We start from the raw sequence: 24,854 nt of genomic DNA on the forward strand, positions 1-24,854 counted from the left end.
TCACGGCGACCGGTAAATGGCGCGGCTGGGTGGGGCCGGTTGCACCAGGGGCGGCTGAAAGCCGATGTCCACCGGTACGAGGACGCGCACCGGGGCGGTGTTGGTGACGCCCGGTATGGGTTTGAAAAAGTCCACCAGCATCTGCGGGGTGACGAACAGCATTTCGCTTGCCGGGCCGATGGTGTTGGTGACGGCCGGGGTCGAGCTTAATGAAGAGGACCCGGGCAGCGGGTCGGGCAGGACGAATTCGTAGGCGGGGGCCGGGTTGGTGGGGGTTGGCGCGGCAGTGGCGGGCGGGGATGGTTCTACGGGACTCTGGATCGGCGCCGGTGTATTCGTCGGCCCTGGGGCAGCTTGGGGAACAGATGCAAGGACCGGATCGGCGTTGGCGGCCAAGGGGCTTGAAACGGCGGGCGGATTGGTTTGGGTTTGCTCGTTCGGCGGAGTAATGTCGTTATCGTTGGGCCAAACTCCACTTACATCCTGCTTCGATGACGATAAAAATCTCAGCGGAGGCGGTCCCGCCCATCGCAAATAACCGTCCCTGTGAGCCCAAACCGTCGAAGCCTCCAACAAAAGCCAAGCAGCCAGGCCCGCTGACCAGCGGGCCCAACGCCCCTGCCGACATTTGTCCCTGATTTGCATGCTGTCTCCTGCCGCCCGGCAATGCGGTTTCGATCCCGAGTTTCCACCTTCAGCCCTTGCCCCACGGCCATGGCCTTTTGGCCTCCGGCGCGCTCACTCGAGCCCTGCTCTGCCTTCGCGCGCGCTTTCCCGGCAAGAGCCCTATCGGCAAAACCTGCCGGGACTTGAGGAACAAAATGCAGGCAAAGCTTGCCCGGCCCCGACGATGGCGGGGCGATGTCGGTTTGGCAGAATCGGTTGGGGCAAGGTCTCGAGACTCGGGACAAGCTTTGCACTGGGGCCGGTTCCCAGTCGCGGGTCACGGGAGCTTGGTTTCAGTGAGAATCGCGCCGGCCCTTGGCAAGACACCGAAGGTGGAACGGGGGAGCGGCCGGGATTCAGAGTGTCTTCGTCTTCGGCCGGGGGACGGTTCTGCGCCGGTCGTTGGGCCGGGTTTGGTCAGTCCGTGACCGGCACCACCAGGCGTTCCATGATGTAGTCGCGGCGCTCCGGGGTGTTGCGGCCGAGGTAAAAGTCGAGGATGGCGCCGGCGTCCGGTCGGGGTGCGTATTCCACACGGCTCAGGCGCATCTCGGGACCGATGAAGCGGGCGAACTCGCGGGGGCTGATTTCGCCGAGGCCCTTGAAACGGGTGATTTCCGGTTTGCCGCCGAGTTTGCGGATGGCCTCGTCGCGTTCAGCCTCCGTGTAGCAATAAAGGGTTTGCTCCTTGTTCCGCACACGGAACAGCGGGGTTTCCAGGACGTACAGATGGCCGTCGTGGACCAGGGCGTCGAAGAACCGGAAAAAGTACGCGATCATGAGGTTGCGGATGTGCAATCCGTCCACGTCGGCGTCGGTGGCGAGGATGACTTTCTCGTAGCGCAGGCCGTCCACGGAATCCTCGATGTTGAGCGCCTGCATGAGGTTGTAGAGCTCGTCGTTCTTGTACATGACGTCGCGTTTGAGTTCCCAGACGTTGAGCGGCTTGCCCTTCAGCACAAACACGGCCTGGGTTTCGACGTCGCGGCAGCTGGTGATGGAACCGGCGGCCGACTGGCCCTCGCAGATGAAGATCATGGTTCCCTGGCCCTTGCCGGTGCGCTTGTCGTAGTGGAGCCGGCAGTCTTTGAGCTGGGGGATGCGGAGGCTGATGGCTTTGGCGCGTTCGCGGGCCAGTTTTTTGACCGTCTGGAGCTCTTTGCGGAGCTGCTGGGTGTCGCGGACCTTGGCCAGGATGGCCTCGGCAATGGGCCGATTGCGCTGGAAGAAGTGGAGCAGTTCTTCACGGACCTTGTTGACGAGTTCGGTCCGAATTTCGGTGTTGCCGAGTTTGTTTTTCGTTTGGGACTCGAACACGGGGTCCTTGAGGCGCACGGCCACCGCGCCCACCAGCGATTCACGCACATCGTCGCCCTCGAACCGGCTGTTGGCAAACTCGTTGACGGCTTTGAGCAGTCCCTCGCGGAAGGCGCTCAGGTGGGTGCCGCCGTCGCTGGTGTACTGGCCGTTGACAAAGGAATACACCGTCTCGCCGTAGCGGCTGTTGGTGTGGGTGAAGCAGAATTCGAGCGTGCGGGAGCTGTAGTGCAACGGCGGGTAGATCGGTTCGCTGCCGTCGCTGGCCAGCTCTTCCATCACCAGGTCCATCAGACCGTGCCGGGACTGGTAGATGCGGGGCGGCTCGCCATTCCAGTGCAGAACCAGTTTCAGACCGGTATTGAGGTAACTGTAGTGGCGGAGACGACGTTCCACATGTTCCAAGCGGAACGCGGTGTCCTTGAAGATCTCCGGGTCGGGGTCGAACTCGATGAACGTGCCGTCCGGGGCCCGGGGATCGCGACCTTTCCGTTCGCGTGTCAGTTTGCCCTGGCGGAAGACCGCCTCGACGAACTCTCCGTTGCGGTGGCTGCGCACGGTGAAGGTGCGGGATAGGGCGTTGACGGCCTTGGCGCCGACGCCGTTGAGGCCCACGCTGAACTGGAAGACGTCGTCGTTGTATTTGGCCCCCGTGTTGATGGTGGAGACGCAGTCGATCACCTTGCCCAGCGGAATGCCGCGGCCGTAGTCCCGCACCCGGACCCGCGTGCCTTCGATGTGGATGTCGATCTGCCGGCCATGGCCCATGATGAACTCGTCCACGGCATTGTCGATGACCTCCTTGAGCAGGATGTAGCAGCCGTCATCGTAGTGGGTGCCGTTGCCGATCCGGCCGATGTACATGCCGGTGCGCAGCCGGATGTGCTCGAGCGAAGAGAGGGTTTTGACCTTGCTCTCGTCGTACTGGTGAGGGGACCGGGGTTGTTCAGCCATGGTTCGAGCCTTCAACAGCATGAGAGAAGGGCCGGGGGCCGCTTGCCAACGGAGCGGGGTGAGGGCCCGCACCTCCTCCACGAATGCCCCGAGCGAAATCAGGGCGGCGGCAGCGGCTGCGCCCGCGTTGCCGACCGGGGATGTCGATCGCCGGCACGCTCAATGGCCACAGCCACAGCCGCAGCCGCCGTGTTTCTTGGGCGGCGCGGCCTCGCCCGGATTCCCGGTTGGACCGGCTTCTGCGGGGGCGGCACCTTCCTCCTGACCCTCCAGCAGTCGCCAGATCAGGGCCATCCCCAGCAACACGGTGCCGACGGGCAGCGTCACGTACGCGCCGACGGGGCGGCCCACGGGCACCCAACCGGCCACAAACAGCAGCCCCACGCCGAGAAAGGCGAGGGCGACCCACAGCAACCACTTGCTCGTTCGCATAACGTTCAATTCGTTTGGCCCCCGGAACCGAGGGGGTTGTCCAACGGCCCTCCCAGCATAAACACGTCCATCGGTGGCGCAACCCTGCTTGACAGAAGTCAAGGCCCCGGAAGGCGTTCTGTGGCAGAGTGCCGGCATGCAGGAACAACCGATCATTCAGCCGGACCAGGCGGTGGTGCTGGCCCTCGAGGAGGAGACGCGCTTTGCCCCGAACGGCATTGTAAGCCGGACCCTGCTCCGCCTGCCCCAGGCACGCGGAGTGTTGTTCGGATTCGCAGCCGGCCAGGAGTTGACCGAACACACCAGCACCCAGCACGCGCTGATTCTGATTTTGAGCGGCCGCTGCGAGTTTGTGCTGGCCGGGAAAACGCACGCGTTGCAGGCGGGGCATCTGGTGTACATGCCGCCCGGGCTCCCGCACGCGGTGCGGGCCACGGAAGCGTTTTCCATGCTTCTGCTCCTCTTTCCCCCCACCAGCTCTACCAGGGAAATCTTGCAGCCGTTGCGATCGGCGCAGGAGACCGGGTCGGGTCAGAGTGCACCCGGCCAGGGACATTGCTGACGCCGAATTAGCGGTGAGGGCGGGACGCTTGGCCGGGGTCCGGGCACTCGCTACGAGACGTGCTGGGAAAGGCGGCAGGGACCCTGCCGTGTCACCTCCGGCCGAGCCACGTTTTCAGACCTTCACGCAACGTGGGGCCTGAAGTGCCGATGAGCCGCGTCATGGGCGCGGGATCGCCCACGTTGTCCTCCTCCAGCATGAGGAGCTGGTCGCGGTTGAGGGGCGGGGGACGGCGCAAAAGCGCCGGATACACCCGCTCGAGCACTGTGGCCAGCGTCCGGGCCACGCCCCCCGGCACGGGGCACAGCCAGCGGCGGCGGCCGGTCACTTCCAGCAGCACTTCCAACATCTCGGCCAGGGTCAATCGTTCGGGACCGCACACGTCCAGGGTCCGGCCCTCGGCCTGGGGCGATGTCAGGGCCGCCTCCACGCATTGCGCCACGATGTCCACGGCCACCGGCTGAAAGCGTGCGTCGCGCCGGCCGATCAGGGGCAACACGGGGGAAAAACGCGCCATCCGGTCGAACCGGTTCATGAACTGATCGCCCGGCCCGTAGATCAGCGACGGCCGGAGAATGCTCCAGGTCAACCCGCTGCGGCGGACGCGTTCTTCGGCCTCCCATTTGGTTTGGTGATACCGCGACCGCGCCTGCGGTCGGGTGCCGAGGGCACTGATGTGAACGAACCGCTGCGCTCCGCCGGTCCGGGCCGCGGCCAGCACGTGCTCGGTGGCCCGCACGTGCAGGTTTTCGAACGTTTGCCGGCCGCATTCACGGATGATCCCGACCAGATGCACGACAGCCTGCGTCCCCGCGGCGGCGCGGTTCACCGCGTCGGGATCCAGGACATCCCCGGCGAACAATCGCACCGCGCTGCTCTGCGCCAGCTCTTGCGCAGGAGCCGAGGCCGGATTCCGCACCAGGGCGCGCAGGACATGGCCCGCTCGTCCCAGCCGGCGCGCCACGGCCCGGCCGACGAATCCCGTGGCTCCTGTGATCAGGACTTCCATAGACGGACCCCACGCTGCACCCGCTCCAGCATGAGCCCTGCCCGCGTTTTTGCCAACGGTGTTCGTCCCGGGGGCACGAAAGTCCGCTTTTGCCCCAGGCCGCGTCCGGAAAAGGCATTGCACCGGTGCCGGGCCCGGGGCTAGCGTAAGAGCGGTCTGTCAGGCAGCTGTCGGAGCGGCACGATCCGGGCCGTCCACACGCCCGGGCGCGCGCGGCGGGGCAGGAGCCGGTTATGGAAACGAGTTACAGCCTGGTGGTGAACGGCGAACGGCGCACGGTGGCAAGCGAGCCGGGGCGTTCGTTGTTGGAGGTCTTGCGAGAGGACCTGGGTTTGACCGGCACCAAATACGGTTGCGGCGAAGGTCAGTGCGGCGCCTGCACCGTTCTGGTCAACGGCCAACGCGCTCACGCCTGCACGGTGACCATCGAAGAGGTTGCGGGCAAAACCGTCACCACCATCGAGGGCCTGGCCATCCAGGATCGGTTGCATCCCGTGCAGGAGGCCTTTCTGCAGGAGCAGGCCTTTCAGTGCGGGTATTGCACCCCCGGGATGATCCTGTCCGCGGTGGCGTTGTTGCAGCAGCGGCCACATCCCACGGAGAAGGAAATCCTCGAGTGGATGAATGGCAACCTGTGTCGGTGCTGCGGTTACCCGCGAATCCTGCGGGCGGTGCGGCGGGCGGCTGAGCTGTGGCGGAGGGAACCATGAGTGCCGAGGTTTTGAGCTCGGGCGCGGGCCGGCGCCCGGACACTTCGGAGTCCGGTTTCGGAATGACCCTGGACCGGCGGGAGTTCCTGCAATGGCTGGGGGCAGGGGTCATTTGGGTGGTCACGGAGACGGGGGTCTGGGCCCAGGCGCGTCGAACGGGGTCAGGTGCCCGGGCCGACGGTCTGCCGTTGGGCGCGCGTCTTCACCTGGGCGAGGACGGCACGATCACCCTGTTTTGCGGCAAGGTGGAGTGCGGCCAGGGGGCGCGCACGGAGCTGACCCTGGCGGCTGCGGAGGAGCTCCGCGTGCGCCCCGAGCAGATCCGGGTGGTGCTCGCCGACACGGCAGAAGTACCGGATGACGGGATCACCGCCGGCAGCCGCACAACCCCGGCGACGGTCCCTGCCGTCCGTCGTGCGGCCGCGGCAGCGCGGGAGTGGTTGCGCCAAGTGGCGGCGCGTCAATGGCAGGTGGATGTCGCAGGGCTGAAGGTGGAGGAGGGGAAGGTCCGACATCCGGAGTCGGGACGCTCCCTCGGCTATGCGGACGCGGCGCGACTGGCCGCGGACGATCCTGCATGGCAACAACCGGTGCCCGCCCGGGTGGAGCTGACGCCGGCGTCGCAATGGCAGGTTCTGGGCCGTTCCGCCACTCGTCCGAACGCGCGCGACCTGGTCACCGGAACCCATCGTTATCCTTCGGACTTGCGCCGACCGGGGATGTGGTACGGCCGCGTCTTGCGTCCTCCGGCCTACGGAGCGCGCCTGGTTTCGGTGAACCTTTCGGCCGCCGAGAAGGCCGTGCCCGGGTCGTTGGCGGTGCGCGAGGGGGATTTCGTGGGCGTGGCGGCGCCGACGAGTGCGGCGGCGCAACGGGCCCTGAAGGCGTTGGCCGCCACGGCCGAATGGTCGGAATCGCCGCATCCATCCAGCCGCGCCGTGTATGAATATTTGCGGCGCAACGTGGAGGGTGGCGTCCCCGCCAATCCGTTTGCCGAAGAGTGGGCCGCGGCGAGCCGGCGGTTGCGGGCCACGTATCATGTGGCGTATGTGCAGCATGTTCCCATGGAGACGCGCGCGGCCCTGGCCGAGTGGGAGGGAGACCACCTGACCGTGTGGATGGGCACGCAGAATCCGTTTGGATGTCGGAACGAGCTGGCACGTGCCCTGGGGATGCCGCTGGAGAAGGTGCGGGTTGTCGTGCCCGATTTCGGGGGCGGGTTTGGCGGCAAACACACGGCGGAAGCGGGCATCGAGGCCGCTCGATTGGCGCGTGCGGCCCGGCGCCCCGTGCTGGTGCACTGGACGCGAACTGAGGAGTTTACCTGGGCGTATTTCCGACCGGCGGCGGTCATCGACGTGGAGGCAACCCTCGGTCCCGACGGCCGGCTGACATCGTGGCACTTCATCAACATCAACTCCGGGCGCGCAGCCCTGGACACGCCGTACAACGTGGGTCGGTCGCATTGCCAATTCGTGGCGGCGCGCTCGCCCATGCGCCAGGGCTCGTATCGCGTCCTGGCGGCGACCGCCAATCATTTCGCCCGCGAATCGGCCATGGACGAACTGGCTGCGATGGCGGGGCAGGATCCGTTGGAGTTCCGACGAGCGCACCTGCCGGCCGGACGACTTCGGACGGTGTTGGAGGAGGCTGCTCGTCGCTTTGGCTGGACCGAAAAAACGAAGTCCCGTCCGCCCGGCGTGGGCTACGGGCTGGCCTGCGGGACCGAGAAAGGCTCCTACGTGGCGGCCTGTGTGGAAGTGGCCGTGGACGAACCCCAGGGTCGCATCGAAGTGCGCAAAGTTTGTCAGGTCTTCGAATGTGGAGCGATCCTTCACCCGGAGAACCTGAGGGCCCAGGTGGAAGGCTGCATCCTGATGGGACTGGGCCCGGCTCTGTGGGAGGAGATGCGATTTGCCAACGGCCGGGTGGCCAACGCGGCTCTGAGTCGGTATCGCGTGCCGCGATTTACCGATGTGCCCGAGTTGGAGGTCCATCTGCTGGACCGGCCGGATCTGGAGAGTGCGGGCGGTGGTGAAACTCCCATCGTGGCGGTGGCCCCCGCCATCGCCAACGCCGTGGCGCAGGCCACGGGACGGAGGATCCGGCAGATGCCCATTCGGCTGGACGCAGCCTCCTGACCCCTGGACTCGAGTCGTGCGAACCTGTGGCATTCTTCTGGCAGCGGGTCGCGCCCGGCGCATGGGCCAGCCCAAGTTGCTGTTGCCATGGGGGCATTCCACGGTGTTGGCCACGGTGGCGGACGCGTTTTTGGGTGCGGGGCTGGATCCGGTGCTGGTGGTTGTGGGACCGGGGAGCGAGGCGCTGCGAGCGGCCCTGACCGGGCGACCCGTGCGGCTTGTGGAGAACCCGGACCCCGAAGGCGAGATGCTGCGCTCGGTGCGCTGCGGGTTGTCCGCAGCGCCGAAAGACGCGGACGCATTCGCCGTCAGCCCGGCCGACCTGCCGGGATTGACGGCGGAGTTGATCCGCGGACTGCTCACCGGCCATGAGCGTTTGGGCGGGAAGATCACGGTCCCGGTGTGGCAGGGGCGGCGCGGGCATCCGCTGATCTTCGCGGCGGAACTGCGGGCCGAGGTGCTGAGTCGGTTCGACGGGGTGGGCTTGCGGGGGCTGCTGGAAGCGCATGCAGCCGAAGTGCGCGAATGGCCTGCGCCGGATGCGTCGCCGCTGCTCGACTTCGACACGCCGGAGGACTATGCCCGGGGGCTGGCGCGGTGGAAAACGGCACGAGCCGGAGGTGACCCTCGTTGAGGGCGGGTGTGTGCGGGCCCGGCCGGTCGCCTCCGGGCGATCCGCAGCCCGGCAAAAGCTGCAGTCGGAGGTGGCAGCTTTTGCCAGCCGGCAGTGCGTTCCGTGGGCTTCTGCGGCGGGAACGGTGGCTGGCACATGCACTGCTCTGCAGCCGGGTGCATGAATGTGAGCCTCTACCAGGCCGCAGCCGCGATGAACGCTCATGCGCGGGTCCAGGAGCTGATTACGCAGAACCTGGCCATGAGCGCCGTGCCGGGCGCGCGGCGCCTGGAGACCTCCTTCTCCACGGTCGCCGCCGGGTTCGCTTCCGGCGCGCCGCAGGCCCCCGGCAATCGCTTCCACATCCCACGCGTGTCCGTGGGCACGAATTTTTCACCCGGGGAGATCACCGCCTCGGAGTCCCCCACGGACCTGGCGATCGACGGCCCGGCCTTTTTCGAGGTGCAACTGCCGGACGGCACCTTGGCCTACACGCGGCGGGGCCAGTTCCATGTGGACGCCCAGGGTTACCTGGTCACCCAGCACGGGTACCGGGTCATGGGCTTGAACGGCCCCATTCAACTGGATCCGGCCAACCGGGAGACCCTGTCGATTACGCCGGAGGGGCAGGTGTTTCAGGGACAGGAGGCGCGGGGTCAACTGCGCCTGGTGGAGTTCGACGATCCGCATCGGTTGCGTCCGCTGCCCGCCGGGTTGTTCCTGGCCGACGATCCCGCGCTGGTGGCGCAGCCGGCGCGACAGTCCCGGGTGATCCAGGGAGCCCGGGAGTCCTCGAACATTTCGCCGCTCAACGAAATGGCCAGCCTGATCACCACGCTGCGCCTGTTCGAAGCCAATCAACGCGTCCTGCAGGCGCAGGACGAACGCATGGGCCGCGTGATTGCGGAATTGGGAAATCCGGGTTGATCTGAATCTGTCCGCTCTCGGAGATTGCCATGTTGCGCGCTCTTTACTCTGCCGCTGCGGGCATGGAATCGCAGCAACTGAACCTGGACGTCATCGCCAACAACCTGGCCAACGTCAACACGACCGGGTTCAAGAAAAGCAAGGTCGAGTTTCAGGAACTGCTGTACCAGACGCTCCGTGCGCCCGGCTCGGAAAGCGGCCAGGGCAACCTGTTGCCCACGGGCCTGCAAGTGGGGCAGGGGTCCCGACCCGTGGCCACGGCGCGCATCTTCACCACCGGCGAGTTGACCCAGACGGGCGAGCGGCTCGACGTGGCCATTCAGGGCGACGGATTTTTCGAGGTGCAACTGCCGGATGGGTCGCGCGCCTACACCCGCGCCGGCGCGTTCAAAACCGCGTCCGACGGCCGCATCGTCACCAGCGAAGGCTTCACCCTGCTGGGCGGGTTCCAGGCCGTGCCCCCCGGCACCACCAACATCACCATCTCGCCCAACGGCGAGGTGACCTACAGTGGCCCCAACGGCAACACCACCTTCCGCGTGCAACTGGTCCGCTTCAACAACCCGGCCGGACTCGAGAGCATCGGACGGAACCTGTTCCGCGAAACCCTCGCCTCCGGCCCGCCGGAGCTGGGCAATCCCGGCGAAAACGGCTTCGGCGAGTTGGAACAGGGATATCTGGAGCTTTCCAACGTCAAAGTTGTGGAGGAAATGGTGAACCTCATTCTGGCCCAGCGCGCCTACGAGGTGAACGCGCGCGCGATTCAAGCGGCCGATGAGATGATGCAACAGTCCAACAACCTGCGGCGGTGATGTCCGTCCTTCTGGCCATGACCGGTTTCGCGCAAATACGTCGGTTCCCCGCCCCGGCAGGCGGCCGGCCGGGTTCGACGGTGCTCGCAGGTTTGCTGATTTGCTGTGCCTGCCTGGACGGCGGGTTCGCCGGCTCCCTTCGAGCCGGCGAGCCCGCGTCATCCGACCCATCCGCGTGGCACGGCGCCCATGTCGTGCCGTCCGAAGTCGCCGCGCGCTCGCAGGCCACGGATTCGGTTGCGGCCGGGCTCATCGCGCCCGCGGTGCCCCTGACCCTGAGCAGCAACGAACTGGTCCTGCTCCTGACCCGCGCTCTGCAGGAGCGGCTCGACCCGGAACAGGGTCGGCTCGAACTGCAGCTCCTGCGCCCTTGGACGCCGGTGAAGGTCCCCGAGGGACCACTCGAGCTGGTCGTGCGAGAACTGCCCGCCACGGGGCTGAGCCCGCAGTTCATTCTGCGTTTCGAGCTCAAGAGCGGCGACCGGTCCCTGGGGGTTTGGCAAACCGCGGTGCAGGCGCGGCTGTGGCGGGAGGTCTGGGTCGCCCGCACCACGATCCGCCGCGGGACGCCCTTGCGCGAGGCGGAATTGGTCCGGGAAACCCGCGACGTCCTGACCCTGCGAGAACCCCTGGCCGACCTCGACCGCCCGAGTCCGGTCGAACTCGAGGCCGCCGATGTAATCCCGGCCGGCGCTCCGGTGCTGGCCCGGGCCGTCCGACCCCGGCCGGTGATTCGCCGCGGGCAACTGGCGGACGCCGTGCTGCAAGACGGGGCCTTGCGCATCAGTCTCAAGGTCGAGGCCCTCGAGGACGGTGCGCCGGGCCAGATCGTGCGCATCCGCAACCCGGTCAGCCGACGCGACCTCTATGGCCGCGTGATCGATGCCCAGACTGTTCAGGTCTCGCTCTAACCATGCGACGTATCCCGTCCTTACCCGGTTTTCGCTGCCTCGCTCCGGTCCTCTTGGCCGGGGCTGTGGTCACGATTCTGCACCCGCCCGCGCAGGCCCAGTCGCTTTGGCGGGACGAGGTTTCCCGCTCCATGTACGCGGACAAGCGGGCCCTGGCAGTGGGCGACATTCTGACGGTGCTGGTGCAGGAAAGCACGGTCACCGCCAAAGACAACAAGACGGCCACCACGCGAGAGTCGGGCATGGACGCAGGCCTGAGCGCCTTTTTCTACAGTCCCACCGCCAGTCCGTTGCTGACGCGGCGGGGGCAGTTGCCGGCGTTGCGATGGAACAGCAAGAACCAGTTCAGCGGGGGCGGTTCCGTCGCCAACTCCGAGCGCATCACCGCCCGGGCCGCCGTTCAGGTGATCGAGGTGTTGCCCAACCGCAATTTGATCATCGAGGGCCGGCGCGAAACGGTCGTGGGCAACGAAATCCAAACGATGGTCCTGCGCGGCATCGTCCGGCCCGAGGACGTCCTGCCCAACAACACCGTGTACAGCTACAACATCGCCGATGCCAAAATCGAGATCATCGGCAAGGGCACCTTGATCGACAGCCAGCGCAAGGGTTGGTTCAGCCGGCTCTGGGACAAAATCACCCCGTTTTGAGTCATGTGGACTGTCATGCCCCAACCGCAGGGTGAAAGCGCAGCCCCTCCCTCAGCGAGGAGGGCCTTCCGCCTGACGGTTCTCTGGGCCGCGACTCCCCCCGCGCCGGTGCGCTGCTTCGCGGGCGGCCCGGCCGCGCGACGGGGCGCCGCAAAACCGCGGCTGCACGAATGGTTGCAACAAACCCGGGCCCGGGCGGTGGCCCTGGGTGCGGTGGTCCTGATGCTTGCATGGCCCGCCTGGGGCGCCGGCGTGCGGGTCCGCGACCTGGCCATGATTGCTGGGGCACGCGACAATCAACTGGTGGGGTTCGGCCTGGTCGTGGGGCTGGCCGGCGATGGCGACAAGGATCCGGTGTACACCAAGCAGACCATCGCCAACATGCTGCAGCGCTACGGCATCAATGTTCCGCCCACCACGCTCTCCGCCAAAAACGTCGCCGTCGTCATGGTCACGGCGGACATTCCCGCCTTCGCCAAACCCGGCACCCGCCTGGACGTGCAGGTGGCCTCCATGGGAGACGCAAAGTCGCTCCAGGGCGGCGTCCTTTTGCAAACGCCGCTGTTGGGGGCGGACAACCGCGTGTACGCCGTGGCCCAGGGGCCGCTGGCGGTGGGCGGCTTTACCGGCGGCCAGGGCGGCGCCGGCGGCGCCACCGTGACCAAGAATCATCCCACCGTCGCCACCATCATCGGCGGGGCCCTGGTCGAACGCGAAATCCCCACTCAGATCGTCCGCGACAATTCCCTGGAGCTGCTGCTGCGTGAGCCGGACTTCACCACCGCCTCCCGCATCGCGCAGGCCATCAACAACCTTTTCACCAACGCGGCCGAGGCCGTGGATGCCACCTCCGTGCGCGTCACCCTGCCCGAGCCCTGGCGGGCGCGTCCGGTCGATTTTGTGGCCCAGTTGGAAGCGGTGGAGGTGCAGCCGGACACGCCGGCCCGCATCATCATCAACGAACGCACCGGCACCATCGTGGCCACCTCCCGCATCCGCATCGCCCACTGCGCCATCTCGCACGGCAACATCACCATCAACGTCAGTTCCACGCTGAGCGTCTCTCAACCCAATCCCCTCGGGGCCGGCACCACGGTCGTCACCCCCAGCACTACCACCGAGGTCACCGAGAACAAGGCGGGTCTGGTGGCGTTGCCGGAGTTGCCAACCGTCGAGCAGGTGGCCAGCGCGCTCAACAGCCTCGGGGTTACCCCGCGCGACATCATGGCCATTTTCCAGGCCCTCAAACAGGCCGGCGCCCTGCAGGCCGAGTTGATCATCCGTTGAACCATGAGCCCCGCCCCCGTCCCGGCCCTGACCTCCGCCCCGCCTCCGCTGGAACGACTGGTGCAAAGCCCGCACCTGAGCGAGCAGGAAAAAGTGGCCGAGGCCAGCCGCCAGTTCGAAGCCCTCCTGGTGCGTCAGATCCTGCGACAGACCCAGCAGCCCGTCATTGTTTCCAGCCTGACCGAGGAGTCGGCGGCGGCCGGGATTTACCGGGACCTCTTCTGTGAGCAACTGGCCGAGGCCATCGCGCGCAGTGGAACGCTGGGCCTGGCCCGGAGCCTCCAGCAACAGCTCCTTCCGCGCAGCGCCTCCGCCTCCCCCACCGTTTTCGCCACCGCGCAGCCGGGAACGGACACCGCGTTGCCTCCCGCCTCCCCTGCCGGTCGTCCCGCCAGCACCCGACCGGCAGAACCTCCGTTCCCGGCTCGCGGCGGCGTCCCCTTTGAGCGTCCATGAACGAGCCTTTGAGCGAACTCATCGAGGCCCTGCGCCAGGAGCTGCAACACTACGGCGAAATGCTCGCCCTGCTGGACCAGCAGCAGGACAGCGTCCTGAATCGGCGCACCGACGATCTTCTTCAAACCGTCGGTGCCATTCAGACCCAGGCCCGTCTCCTTCAACAGGCCCGCGATCACCGCGACGCCTGCCGCCGACAACTGGCCGCCCGCCTGGGTCTGCCCGAGTCCGCCTCCTTCGCCGAGCTGATCCCGCAGTTGCCGGCCGATTACCAGCCCCTGGTCCAGGCCCTGGTCCAGGAAAACAACGACCTGCTGGTCCGCGTCCAACAACGCGCCCGCCAGAATCATCTGCTTCTGCACCGGGCCGTGGAGCTCATGCAACGGCTTCTGACCGCACTGTTCCCGGGCAGCGCGCCCCTCACGTACGGCGGAAACGGAAACCTGCCCGCTGCACCTCCCTGGTCCGCCTCCACCCTGTTCAACGCCGTGGGTTGATACCATGCTCGGACTCTTCGGCACGCTGAACCTCGGCGCGCGCGCCCTGCAAACCCAGCAACTGGGCGTCGAAGTGGCCGGCCAAAACCTGGCCAACGTCAACAATCCCGCCTACGCCCGCCAGAAGGTCATTCTCCAAAGTGCCCCCACCCTGCCCAGCCTCATCGGGCCTCAAGGGACCGGCGTCGAAGCCGTGGCCATCCGCCAGATGCGCAGTGCCCTTCTGGACGCCCACGTTCAAAACGAGGTGAGCGTCGGCGGTTTTTGGACCGCCCAACAAAGCGCCCTGCAAACCGCCCAGGCCAGCCTCGGCGAGCAAATCGATCGGACCGCCCAGGGGCTCAACGGGTCCGCCGCCGTCGCCGAGGCCGGAACCGTCACCGGCCTGGCCAATGAACTGACCGGGCTTTTCAACGCGTTTCGCGCCGTGGCCGCCGCGCCGCATTCGCTGCCCGAACGCCAGGTTCTCGTCGCTCAAGCGCAAACCCTGTCCAGCCGCTTCAACCAGATCGCCACCCGACTCGACCAGCTCACCGACCAACTGAACGCCGCCCTGACCCGCGACGTCGCCACCGTCAATCAGTTGCTGGCCGACATCGCCCGTCTGAACGACCAGATCGTCAATGCCGAGCTTCCCCTCGGCGGCATCGCCAACGACCTGCGGGACACCCGCCAGCAGAAGCTCGAAGAACTCAGCAAGTACGTGGCGATCCAGACCAGCCTGGCCTCCAACGGCACGGTCACCGTCTCGGTCAACGGCACCACCCTGGTCGCGGATCGCAACGTCGTCGAGCAGATCGAGACTTACGACCCGGGCAATGGCCGACTCCGGTTGCGAACGACCGGCGACGGCACGGCGCTGGATCCGGTCTCCGGTTCCCTCGCGGGCACAATCCAGGTCCGCGACACCACCCTGGCCGAGCTGCGGGCCGACCTCGACACCCTGGCCGGCGAGCTGATCACCCAAGTCAACGACCTTCATCGCACCGGCTACAGCCTGACCAACCAGACGGGCGCCGATTTCTTCACCGGCACCGACGCCCGCACCATCGCCGTCAACCCCGCCCTGGCCGACAACCCGGCCCGCATTCAGGCCGCAGGCGCCCCCGGCGCGCCCGGCGACAACGCCGTTGCACTCGCTCTGGCGCAACTGGCCGATCAACCCCTCGCCGCCCTCGACAATCGCACCTTCCAGGAGCATTACAGCCAGTTGGTCGCCCGACTCGGCCTGGCCCTCCGCAACGCCAACGGCCAAATCGCCGATCACCGCGTCGTCCTCGACCTGCTCCATCGACAACGGGACGCCCTCGGCGGCGTTTCCATCGACGAGGAAATGACCGACCTCATCCGCTTCCAAAAAGCCTACGAAGCCTCGGCACGACTCATTGTCACCCTCGACGAAATGCTCGACACCGTCCTCGGCCTGAAACGTTAACCCCACCCTCGAGCTCCCCGGCCATGCGCGTCACCGGCAACACCTTCGCCCAATCGCTGCTCCAGCAGCTCAACTCGTTGACCGGACGTCAGTACCGCCTCCAAACCCAGGTCGCCACCGGCCAACGGATCCAAAACCCGGAGGATGATCCCGCCGCCATCCAGCGCGCCCTCGGCCTCCACGCCGAAGCGGCCACCCTGCAGCAATATCGGGCCAACCTCGACACCCTCAAGGAACGCGCCAACGTCACGTTCGATGCTCTCAAAGCCCTCAAGAAGGTGTCGGACCGCGCCACCGAACTGGCCACCCTCGCCGATGGCACCCGCTCCCGGGATGAACTCCGCATCTACGCCGCCGAAGTCACCCAGCTCATCCAACACGCCGTTCAGATCCTGAACCAAAAACACCGCGGCGCCTACCTCTTCGGCGGCACCCGTACCGATCAACCTCCTTTTGTGCTGGCCACGGATGCCGATGGTCGCGTGACATCCGTCACCTACCAGGGCAACACGGAAATCGCGTCCACCCCCATCGAACAGGCCGTCACCCTCGCCCTCGACATCCCCGGAGCCAATCCCACGGGCACCGGGCCGCGCGGCCTTGTCGCCGACAGCCGCACCGGCGCCGATCTCTTCGCGCATCTCATCGCCCTCCAGGACCGCCTCCTGGCAGGCGACACCGACGCCATTGCTCGAACCGTCCGACCCGCCCTCCTTCAAGACGAGGAGAATCTGCTTTATCACATCGGCAACCAGGGTGCCCTGCAGACCCGCATCGAAACGGCCGCGAGCCTCGCCGACAAACGGCTCATGGCGCTCGATCAGGCGGTGTCGCGCGAGGTGGATGCCGACCTGGCCGAAACCCTCGTGCGGCTCAATCAGGCCCAGTACGCCTACCAGGCCGCCCTCCAGAGCGGCGCCGCCATCCTCCGACAGTCCCTGCTGAACTTTCTCCGGTAAGCGCGGCCGCAAAGGGGCGCTGCCCCCCAAGGCGCCCGACTCGGGCAGTCGCCAGAGGACAAACCCACAGAGACGCGGGCGACATGGTTTGACTCCCGGTCGGTCGCCCGGCGGCTCCCGTGACCTTGAGGCACAAGTGCGGTCGGGAGCTCCAGGATCCCTCGGGGCGAGGGTGCCCCTCGACGCCAACTTTCTTGCCTCGCCCGTGTCAAGGAGGGTGAGCGACACGACTTCAGCGACCGAAGACCCGCTGCGCTCCGGTTTGCCAATGATTCCTGCTTTGGTATGTTCCCGGCCGTGAGGTGGGGCCGGACATCCGCGATCCATCGAGTGCTGGTCGTGGGTATCACTTGTTTCCTTCTCGTCGGCGGTGCTGCCGCGGCCTCCCTGATTCGCATCGATCCCGCGCGCCCTCACCAGACGATCGAAGGCATCGGCGGTGCCCTCTGCTTCTACAACGGCTGGATCACCGCCCACCCGTACAAGGAAGAGATTTATCAACACGCCTTCGCCGGGCTGAACCTTTCCCTGCTCCGGTTGGGAAACTGGTTCCGTTACACGAACGCACCGGATACGTCCGCGTTCGAATTCGTCGCACGGGCCGAGCGCATCTTGCAGCGGCCCGTGCCGGTGCTCATGAGTTCGTGGGCCCCGCCCGCCTTTCTGAAAAGCAACGGACAGACCGGCGACGGAGGAACCCTGGCCCACCGCGATGGCCGGTTCCTCTACGAAGAGTTCGCGCAGTACTGGTACGACGCCCTGCAGTTTTACCGGTCCAATGGGGTCTCGCCCGCCTGGATCAGTATCCAAAACGAGCCGGATTGGGAGGCCGACTACGACTCGTGCATTTTTCGCCCGGTCGAAGGGTATGACCGCGGAACGAACTACGCCAGTTACGCGCGTGCGTTGGAGGCCGTGCACCGCAGGCTCTCCGGCCTGCCGGACCCGCCCCGATTGCTCGCGCCGGAAGTGGTCCACATTCGGTGGAACACCCTGGCCTCGTATGCCGCCACGCTGGATCCCCGCACCTTTTACGGAGTCGCCTATCATCTGTATGGCGACAGCATCGACGACACCGTGGACGGCTACGTGCCCAGTTTGGTCGAAGCAACCCGATACTTCCCGGACAAACCGCGGTTCATGACCGAATACGGCCTGTCGAACATGTTGGACGCGGCCATCCTGCTGCATCACTGCCTGACGGCCGGCCGCGTCAGCGGGTTTGCTTTCTGGAGCCTGATCTGGCCCGGAGCGGATGGTGGCCTGATTCAAATCGAGTTTCCCTGGGATCGCTCGCGCTGGACCAACGCCCCGCCCGGTACGCCGACGCAGGCCCGCGGGTACTGGATCGCGCCCGCCTACTGGGCGGTAAAGCACTACTCCTGTTTCATCACGCCCGGCAGCCGACGCGTCGAAGCCACCAGCGAGCATCCGCAAGTGCTGGCCAGTGCCTTCCTGACGCCGGACAACCTGCGGTTGGTGGCGGTTTTGATCAATCGACATGCCTCCACTGCGGCCACCATCCGTTGGAACCTGGGTTCGTTCCCTGCCTTTCGCTCCTCCGCTTATCAAACCACCAGCGCGCAGGCGCATGATCCCGCCAGCACGAACCGCTTCGTGCCCCTCGGCGAGATCGGGCCCGAACCGGCACTCCCGCCGTCGTCGATCACCACGGTGATCTGGGACGCGTACGTCCCGTTGGGCTCTGCGGGCGATCCCTCGCCCGCACCCGGAGCCGTGGGGGTGCCCACCGACCTGCAGTTGCGGTGGACGCCCGGTTCGAATGCGTTGGTGTCCGCCGTGTACCTGGGAGCCGACTCCAATCGCGTCGCACGCGCCGGGCCCGCCGACCCCGAGTTCCGCGGATGGAGCACGACGAACGCCCTTCCGATTCGGGGCCTGGACGGTGGAACGATCTACTTCTGGCGTGTGGACAGCATCGCCGGCGGCAACACGAATGCGGGCCCGGTTTGGTCCTTCGTGACCGCCGCCGCCCCTGCTCTCAAACATCGCTACAATTTCGATGAGGCCACCGGCAACACGGTCATCGACAGCGCCAGCGGGCCCGCCGGCAACGGCATCCTGCCCAACGGAGCTCTGCGAACCGCGGGCCGGGTGCGACTGTCGCCGGCTTCCCAACAACACGTGGCCCTGCCCACCGGTCTGGTGTCCGGTTTGAACGACTTCAGCGCGGCGGTGTGGCTGCGCCTGCACAGCGCCGCCAACTGGGCGCGCATTTTCGACTTCGGCCACAACACCCAGACGAACATGTTCCTGACCGCGCGGAACGGCAGCAACGGCCGTCTGCGTTTCGCCATCACGGTCTCCGGCAGCGGGGGCGAGCAACGCATGGACGGTCCGGTCCTGGCCACCGGCCTCTGGTATCACATCGTGGTCACCCTGCGCGGCAGCGTGGGGATGCTGTATGTCAACGGCGCGCCGGTGGCCACCAACACTGGCCTGACCCTGCGCCCGTCCTCGTTGGGTCCCACGGTGAACAACTATCTCGGCCGGTCCCAATACGCCTGGGATCCGTACCTGGATGCCGAGCTGGACGAGTTCCAGATTTACCGCGTGGCGTTGCGTCCGCAGGAAATCGCCGCCCTGTACCGGCTGGGACCGGACCGGCTTTTGGCGGAGACACCTCCCTTGCTCGAGATCCGTCGCCTGGGCAATCAGCTCAGGATCACCTGGCCGCTGGCTCACGCCGGGTTCGCCCTGCAGGTCGCGACCAATCTTACCGGTCCCGACTGGCAACCGGTGGCCGTGCCCTCGCCGGCCATCGTCGGCGATCAATGGCAGGTGGACCTTTCGTTGAGCCCCGGGCCCATGCGATTCTACCGCTTGGGGCGGTAGCCGATGGGGGGCTGCTGGGAGCGCGGACTCGCCCCACGGCCAGGGCAAGCCCTTGGATTCTGTGCCGGCTGCCTTGTGAGGCCCGAGCGGGCACCGACGTGGCCCTAGCTGCTCCGGCACTCCTTTCGCCGCGAACCGCCCGCGGGTTGCTCTCGATCTGGAAAGCTCGGGCCCTGAATCGGCCTTCGAGTTTCGCCGGTTTTGCCGGATGAAGTCCTGCGCCGCCGCAGACTGAGAAATCCTGCGCCTGACCGCACCCTGGATTTGGCCCCGAGTTGCATTTGCACCGTCCCCGCGGCCCCGATTGACCCGCCTTCGTGCGCTTTGAGATTCCAACGGTGCCTTGCCTACGAACGACCTCAGCCTGAGCGTGGACTTCTTCTCTGAGGTTGCTGCCTGTTGTGGGATCGGGGGATGTTCTCTGGTCGTTTCGCCTGCGGATCCTGCCTTCTCTGCCGGTTTCGTGGGTGCGCAGGCGGCCAGGGTCTGCCGGGCCGCGGACCGGCAGTCCGCAGGTCCTTTCAACACCCGGGAACGTCTCGAACCGCCGGTGCGCGTGCGGGTCGGGAGCCCGTGATCCGGACGGCTCGTGAATCGGGACCGTCGGTCGGCCCCCGCTTGCGCTGAGCGCCCGCGCGAAACGGACTTCGGCAGGCTCGTAAGAGGGGCTGTGTGCCTCCGGACTGTTCTGGCTGCGGGCTCCGTCCGTCGAGGCAGTTCTTCTTGCGGGGCGGCATCGACCAGGCCCGCCGGTTGCAGAGGCGTTGACCTGGTCTAGGTTTGGAGGTCACGGGTGCGGCCCGTTGCGCTGCTCGGACACAAAGCCCATGGAACATGCCGTTGTCCAAAATGTCGGCCGGCCGGCGAACCGGTTGGCCCGCGAAATTTCGCCGTATCTTCTCCAGCACGCCCACAATCCCGTGGACTGGTACCCGTGGGGTGAGGAAGCCTTCGCTCGCGCTCGCGCCGAGGACAAACCGGTCTTCCTGAGCATCGGCTACTCGACCTGCCACTGGTGCCACGTCATGGAACGGGAATCCTTCGAAAACCCCGAAGTGGCCGCCTTCCTCAACGCCCATTTCATCAGCGTCAAAGTGGACCGCGAGGAGCGGCCCGATCTGGATCGCCTGTACATGAGTTTCGTCCAGGCCACCACCGGGGAGGGCGGCTGGCCGTTGACGGTGTTTCTGACCCCGGACCGCGAGCCGTTCTTCGGCGGAACCTATTTCCCGCCCCAACCCCGATATGGCCGACCGGGCTTCCTGCAACTCCTCCAGCGGGTAGCCACTCTCTGGCGGGAACGACGCGGCGAATTGCGACAGGCCGCCGCCGAACTCCGTCAGCGCCTGGCCTCGGTCCTGGAATTGGACCCGGGCCCGCCCGGGCTGCCGGGCCCGCCCCTGCTGCGGCGCGCCGCCAGCCGGATCATGGACACCTATGATCCCGTGCACGGCGGATTCGGCGGGGCCCCCAAGTTTCCCCAGCCCTCCGTGGGATTGTTTCTCCTCAGCATGGCCTCCCGACTCTCGTTGCCGGAGGCCGTGGCGCAGGTCCTGCACACCTGCGATCGCATGGCCGCCGGGGGCATTCATGATCATCTGGGCGGCGGGTTCGCCCGTTATTCGGTGGACGCCCAGTGGCTGGTGCCGCACTTCGAGAAAATGCTCTACGACCAGGCGCAACTGGCGCACCTCTACTTGGAGGCACACCAGTGCAGTGGCCAGGCACGACACGCCGGCGTGGTTCGTGACATCCTGGAGTATGTGTTGCGCGACCTGACCGATCCCGCCGGCGGTTTTTACAGCGGGGAAGACGCCGACAGCGAGGGCTATGAGGGAAAGTTCTACTGTTGGACGACTGCGGAACTCCATCAAATCCTGACGCCGGAAGAGTACAAGGTCACCGTCCGCCATTTCGGCATCACGCCGGAAGGGAACTTCGTGGATCACAGCCATCCCCAACCGTTGCGAGGCCTGAACGTGTTGAGCATCGTTCGGCCCCTCGAGGAGGCCGATGCGGCAGAGCGGGTCCTGTTGGCTTCGGCCCTGGACAAAATGCGAGCCGCCCGCGCTCAGCGGGTCCGCCCGGCCCGCGACGACAAGGTCCTGACCTCGTGGAACGGATTGATGCTCGGGGCCATGGCCCGAGCCGGGGCGGTCCTGCAGGAGCCACGTTATTTGGAAGCCGCCGGTCGCAATTTGGCGTTTTTGCGAAGCCACCTCTGGCAGGAGACTCCCTCCACGCACGACGAGCGAGCCCCCTCAGGGCGATTGTGCCACGAATGGCGAGCCGGCCGCGTCCAGCCGGTCCGGTTCCTCGAAGACTATGCGTTCCTGCTCGACGGTGTGCTGTGGTGGTACGAGGCCACGCTGGAGGGCGATGCCCTGGCCTTCGCGGTGGAGCTGGCCGGGGAAATGTTGCGCGACTTCTTCGATCCGGCCGAGGGCGGCTTTTGGCTGACGCCGCCCGAGAGTCGCGACCTGATCCTGCGCATCAAGAACGAGGCCGACGGCGCCGAACCCGCCGGCAACAGCCTGGCCGTGCAGGGGCTACTGCGATTGGCAACCATCACGGGCTCGGACCGCTATCGCGACGCGGCCCTCCGGACGTTGCAGGCTTTTGCCGGGCGCCTGGCCGCTGCTCCCACCGGCTACTGCGCCATGTTGCGCGCCGCCGGCTTCGCGTTGTGGCCCGTGACGAGGGTCGTCGTCGAAGGGCCCCCGGAGGATCCGCGCACCCGTGCCCTTCTGGCCGCGGCACACTCGGTATACGACCCTTTCCGGGTGGTGATGGGGACCGAAGGTCCGGTGGCGTTGCCCGGGCCGACGACCTCGCGGCCGACGCTGCCCCGGGCCATGGTCTGCCGGCGGGAAACCTGTTTGCCGCCCACCGACGATCCGCAACGGTTGGTCGAGCTCTTGAGAGAGGAACCGACGCGAGCAGGGAAACTTCCGGACTGACCCCTCTCGGGCCGCCGCGCACGACGGGCGACGCCGAATTCGACAAGTCCGGCACCGGCGCGAGAGACGCTGCGGGAACTCGTTCAGCCCTGCTGCAGCGCAGCCTCCCGCTTCGCCAAAATGGCAGCCACGATGCGATTGGCCAGATCCGGCTTTTCGGCCAGGGTCCGCTGCGCCGCGTCCCGTCCCTGGCCAATGAGTTCACCCGCAAACTGCAACCAGGCGCCCTTTTTCTCGATCACGCCGCTTTCCAGGCCGGCGTCCAGGATGCTGCCCTCCTTGTTGATCCCCTGATTGAACAGGATGTCGAATTCGGCCTCGGCAAAGGGCGGGGCCAGCTTGTTCTTGACGACCTTGGCCTTGACGCGACTGCCAATGGCATTGCCGGCGGCATCCTTGATGGTGTCCTTGCGGCGAATGTCGATGCGCACGCTGGCGTAGAACTTGAGCGCCTTGCCGCCCGGAGTCGTCTCCGGATTGCCGAACAGCACACCTACCTTCTCACGGATCTGGTTGGTGAAGATGCAGGCGGTTTTGGCCTTGGCCAGCACGGCGGTCAACTTGCGCAGGGCCTGGCTCATGAGCCGGGCCTGCATCCCCATGGTGGCCATGCCCATTTCGCCCTCCAGTTCGGCCTTGGGCACGAGCGCCGCCACCGAATCCACCACGATCACATCCAGCGCATTCGAACGCGCCAGCGTTTCGCAGATGGTCAGCGCCTCTTCGCCACTGTCCGGCTGCGAGACCAACAGATCGTCCAGATTGACCCCGAGCTTCTTGGCGTAGGCCGGGTCGAGGGCATGCTCGGCATCGATGAAAGCGGCCAGACCTCCGGCGCGCTGGGCGTTGGCAATGACGTGGAGCACGAGCGTGGTCTTGCCCGAGGATTCGGGCCCGAAAATTTCGACGATGCGACCGCGCGGGATGCCGCCCACGCCCAGGGCCAGGTCCAGTCCCAGTGCGCCGGTGGGGATGACCTCGATCTTGACCTTGGCGCGTTCATCCCCCAGGCGCATGATGCTGCCCTCGCCGTAGGTCTTGGTGATGGTGGCGATGGCCGCGTCCAGGTCGCGTTGTCGTGCCGCGCTCAGGCGGGCGGACTCGGCGGGTTTGGTCTCGGCCGCGGGCTTGTCGGCCGCCGGTTTTTCATTGGTCTTGGCTGGCATGGCACCTTCGGGTCAAAGCTCGTTCAAGAATCTTGGGCCTGTTTTCGCGTGCGAGCCTAATGCGGTCGGTCGGTTCCGTCAAATCCGGCGCCCGGGAAGCCCGCGGACCGCGCGGCGCAGGCAGCAGCGGCTGGCGGGCATCGATCGCCCGTCTTCAACGTCGCCACGGCCCCGGCAGGCCTCCTCCGACGCGGCCCATGAGCTTCTGCAGCTTGCCCATCTTCTTCATCATTTCCTGCATTTGGGCGAATTTCTTGAGCAGGTCGTTGACCTCGCTGACGGGCACGCCGCTGCCGCGGGCAATCCGGTGACGCCGGCTGGCGTTGAGGATCTGCGGCTGCCGGCGCTCCTGCGGGGTCATGGCACAGAGAATCGCCTCCATGCGGCGCAGCTCCTTTTCCTGCTGCGCCAGGTCGGCCTGCTGCAGGGCTTCCGCGGCGCCGGGCAACAGTTTCATGAGATTCTCCAGCGGTCCCATGCGCCGCATCTGCCGGAGTTGTTCCAGAAAATCCTCGAGCGTGAACTGGCCCTTGCGCAGTTTCTCCTCCAGGCGTCGGGCATCCTCCAGCGTAACCGCCTCGGCCGCCTTCTCCACCAGGCTGACAATGTCGCCCATGCCCAAAATGCGCGACGCCATCCGGTCGGGATGGAACGGTTCCAAATCGTCGAGTTTCTCGCCCACCCCGACAAACTTGATGGGCTTGCCGACGACGGCGCGGAAGCTGAGGGCCGCGCCGCCGCGCGCGTCGCCGTCCAACTTGGTCAGAATGGCGCCGGTGACCTGAAGGGCCCGGTCGAAGTGCGTGGCCACGTTCACCGCCTCCTGACCGGTGGCCGCGTCGAGCACCAGCAGGATCTCGCGGGGCCGCACCAGATCGCGCAGGCGTACCAGTTCCTGCACCAGCGGCTCGTCGATCTGGAGGCGCCCGGCGGTGTCGAAGATCAGGACATTTCGCTGGTGCTCGCGGGCGAATTCCAGCGCCCCCCGGGCGATGGCCAGCACGTCCTTCTGGTCGCGCTGGGTGAAGGTGGGGATTTGGAGCTGGCGTCCCAGCGTTTCCAACTGGTCCATGGCAGCGGGTCGGTACACGTCGGCCGCCACCAGCAGCGGTTGGCGCCCCTGTTTTTGGAGCAGTCGGGCCAGCTTGCCGCTGGTGGTGGTCTTGCCGGATCCGTGCAGCCCCACCATCAAGATGGCCGTGGGCGAACCGCTCAGGTCCAGACCCGTGTGCGTGTCTCCCAGCAACGCCACCAGCTCGTCATGAATGATCTTGATGACCTGTTGCCCGGGCTGGATGCTCTGGATGACCTCCTGACCGAGGGCCTTGGCCTTGACGCGCTCGATGAAGTCGCGCGCCACCTTGTAATTGACGTCGGCCTCCAACAGGGCCACCCGCACCTCGCGCAACGCGTCGGCCATGTTGGCCTCGGTCAGCTTCCCCATGCCCCGCAGGTGGCGGAACGCCTCCTGCAGTCGCTTCGTCAATGCCTCGAACATGTCGATCGGGAGGCTAGGGCAGGGGCCGGCCCGTTG

At 66.5% G+C, this 24,854-nt stretch carries 21 protein-coding genes; 15 read left to right on the forward strand and 6 right to left on the reverse strand.

Annotated features, from left to right (window positions below):
• The 3 genes from ACPDIT_RS07095 to ACPDIT_RS07105 form a co-directional block, all read right to left on the reverse strand.
• Positions 1-162 (reverse strand): hypothetical protein, encoded by a 162-nt coding sequence (locus ACPDIT_RS07095; protein ID WP_423442479.1) that lies wholly within the window; start codon positions 160-162, stop codon positions 1-3.
• Positions 163-1,083: 921 nt separating this feature from the next.
• Positions 1,084-2,937, reverse strand: coding sequence for a DNA topoisomerase IV subunit B (locus ACPDIT_RS07100; protein ID WP_423442480.1), 1,854 nt, complete (start codon positions 2,935-2,937; stop codon positions 1,084-1,086).
• A gap of 159 nt (positions 2,938-3,096) precedes the next feature.
• Positions 3,097-3,369, reverse strand: a complete 273-nt coding sequence (locus ACPDIT_RS07105; protein WP_423442481.1) for a hypothetical protein — start codon at positions 3,367-3,369, stop codon at positions 3,097-3,099.
• Between the two features lie 136 nt (positions 3,370-3,505).
• Between ACPDIT_RS07105 and ACPDIT_RS07110 the strand changes: the two genes are divergently transcribed.
• On the forward strand, positions 3,506-3,931 hold the full coding sequence (locus tag ACPDIT_RS07110) for a cupin domain-containing protein (protein WP_423442482.1): 426 nt from the start codon (positions 3,506-3,508) through the stop codon (positions 3,929-3,931).
• Positions 3,932-4,022: 91 nt separating this feature from the next.
• On the opposite strand, the gene ACPDIT_RS07115 is transcribed toward ACPDIT_RS07110, so the two are convergent.
• The gene (locus ACPDIT_RS07115; RefSeq protein ID WP_423442483.1) at positions 4,023-4,940 is read right to left on the reverse strand and encodes a complex I NDUFA9 subunit family protein; all 918 of its coding nucleotides are present in this window, start codon (positions 4,938-4,940) and stop codon (positions 4,023-4,025) included.
• A gap of 233 nt (positions 4,941-5,173) precedes the next feature.
• On the opposite strand from ACPDIT_RS07115, the gene ACPDIT_RS07120 reads away from it, so the two are divergent.
• From ACPDIT_RS07120 to ACPDIT_RS07185, 14 genes are all read left to right on the forward strand, one after another.
• Positions 5,174-5,650: a (2Fe-2S)-binding protein gene (locus tag ACPDIT_RS07120; RefSeq protein WP_423442484.1), complete on the forward strand. Its 477-nt coding sequence runs from the start codon at positions 5,174-5,176 to the stop codon at positions 5,648-5,650.
• Positions 5,647-7,791, forward strand: coding sequence for a molybdopterin cofactor-binding domain-containing protein (locus ACPDIT_RS07125; RefSeq protein WP_423442485.1), 2,145 nt, complete (start codon positions 5,647-5,649; stop codon positions 7,789-7,791). Before ACPDIT_RS07120 ends, ACPDIT_RS07125 begins: the two co-directional genes overlap by 4 nt.
• Positions 7,792-7,807: 16 nt before the next feature.
• Positions 7,808-8,425 (forward strand): nucleotidyltransferase family protein, encoded by a 618-nt coding sequence (locus ACPDIT_RS07130; RefSeq protein ID WP_423442486.1) that lies wholly within the window; start codon positions 7,808-7,810, stop codon positions 8,423-8,425.
• A gap of 135 nt (positions 8,426-8,560) precedes the next feature.
• On the forward strand, positions 8,561-9,331 hold the full coding sequence (locus tag ACPDIT_RS07135; protein ID WP_423442487.1) for a flagellar hook-basal body protein: 771 nt from the start codon (positions 8,561-8,563) through the stop codon (positions 9,329-9,331).
• A 29-nt stretch (positions 9,332-9,360) separates the two neighbouring features.
• Entirely contained in the window at positions 9,361-10,143 is a 783-nt protein-coding gene (gene flgG / locus ACPDIT_RS07140; RefSeq protein ID WP_423442488.1) for a flagellar basal-body rod protein FlgG, read from the forward strand.
• 194 nt (positions 10,144-10,337) lie between these two features.
• Positions 10,338-11,054 (forward strand): flagellar basal body P-ring formation chaperone FlgA, encoded by a 717-nt coding sequence (flgA, locus tag ACPDIT_RS07145; protein WP_423442489.1) that lies wholly within the window; start codon positions 10,338-10,340, stop codon positions 11,052-11,054.
• Between the two features lie 2 nt (positions 11,055-11,056).
• Positions 11,057-11,704, forward strand: a complete 648-nt coding sequence (locus ACPDIT_RS07150) for a flagellar basal body L-ring protein FlgH (protein ID WP_423442490.1) — start codon at positions 11,057-11,059, stop codon at positions 11,702-11,704.
• 222 nt (positions 11,705-11,926) lie between these two features.
• Positions 11,927-12,991 (forward strand): flagellar basal body P-ring protein FlgI, encoded by a 1,065-nt coding sequence (locus tag ACPDIT_RS07155; RefSeq protein WP_423442577.1) that lies wholly within the window; start codon positions 11,927-11,929, stop codon positions 12,989-12,991.
• Positions 12,992-12,994: 3 nt separating this feature from the next.
• Positions 12,995-13,447 carry a rod-binding protein gene (locus ACPDIT_RS07160; RefSeq protein ID WP_423442491.1) on the forward strand — a complete coding sequence of 151 codons (453 nt, stop codon included), beginning with the start codon at positions 12,995-12,997 and terminating at the stop codon, positions 13,445-13,447.
• The gene (locus ACPDIT_RS07165) at positions 13,444-13,944 is read left to right on the forward strand and encodes a flagellar protein FlgN (protein WP_423442492.1); all 501 of its coding nucleotides are present in this window, start codon (positions 13,444-13,446) and stop codon (positions 13,942-13,944) included. The genes ACPDIT_RS07160 and ACPDIT_RS07165 overlap by 4 nt, the downstream gene beginning before the upstream one ends.
• A gap of 4 nt (positions 13,945-13,948) precedes the next feature.
• On the forward strand, positions 13,949-15,379 hold the full coding sequence (gene flgK / locus ACPDIT_RS07170; RefSeq protein WP_423442493.1) for a flagellar hook-associated protein FlgK: 1,431 nt from the start codon (positions 13,949-13,951) through the stop codon (positions 15,377-15,379).
• A 23-nt stretch (positions 15,380-15,402) separates the two neighbouring features.
• Positions 15,403-16,338: a flagellar hook-associated protein FlgL gene (gene flgL, locus ACPDIT_RS07175; protein ID WP_423442494.1), complete on the forward strand. Its 936-nt coding sequence runs from the start codon at positions 15,403-15,405 to the stop codon at positions 16,336-16,338.
• A gap of 339 nt (positions 16,339-16,677) precedes the next feature.
• A complete protein-coding gene (locus ACPDIT_RS07180) occupies positions 16,678-19,194 on the forward strand; it encodes a LamG-like jellyroll fold domain-containing protein (RefSeq protein ID WP_423442495.1) in 2,517 nt (838 codons plus the stop codon).
• A gap of 827 nt (positions 19,195-20,021) precedes the next feature.
• The gene (locus ACPDIT_RS07185) at positions 20,022-22,154 is read left to right on the forward strand and encodes a thioredoxin domain-containing protein (protein WP_423442496.1); all 2,133 of its coding nucleotides are present in this window, start codon (positions 20,022-20,024) and stop codon (positions 22,152-22,154) included.
• A gap of 83 nt (positions 22,155-22,237) precedes the next feature.
• Here the strand turns inward: ACPDIT_RS07185 and recA are convergent, their stop codons facing one another.
• A complete protein-coding gene (gene recA, locus ACPDIT_RS07190) occupies positions 22,238-23,320 on the reverse strand; it encodes a recombinase RecA (protein ID WP_423442497.1) in 1,083 nt (360 codons plus the stop codon).
• A gap of 154 nt (positions 23,321-23,474) precedes the next feature.
• Positions 23,475-24,818 carry a signal recognition particle protein gene (gene ffh, locus ACPDIT_RS07195; RefSeq protein WP_423442498.1) on the reverse strand — a complete coding sequence of 448 codons (1,344 nt, stop codon included), beginning with the start codon at positions 24,816-24,818 and terminating at the stop codon, positions 23,475-23,477.
• Positions 24,819-24,854 lie beyond the last annotated feature (36 nt).

Source organism: Limisphaera sp. VF-2 (genome assembly GCF_049537125.1).
In the GTDB taxonomy this organism is placed as follows: domain Bacteria; phylum Verrucomicrobiota; class Verrucomicrobiia; order Limisphaerales; family Limisphaeraceae; genus Limisphaera.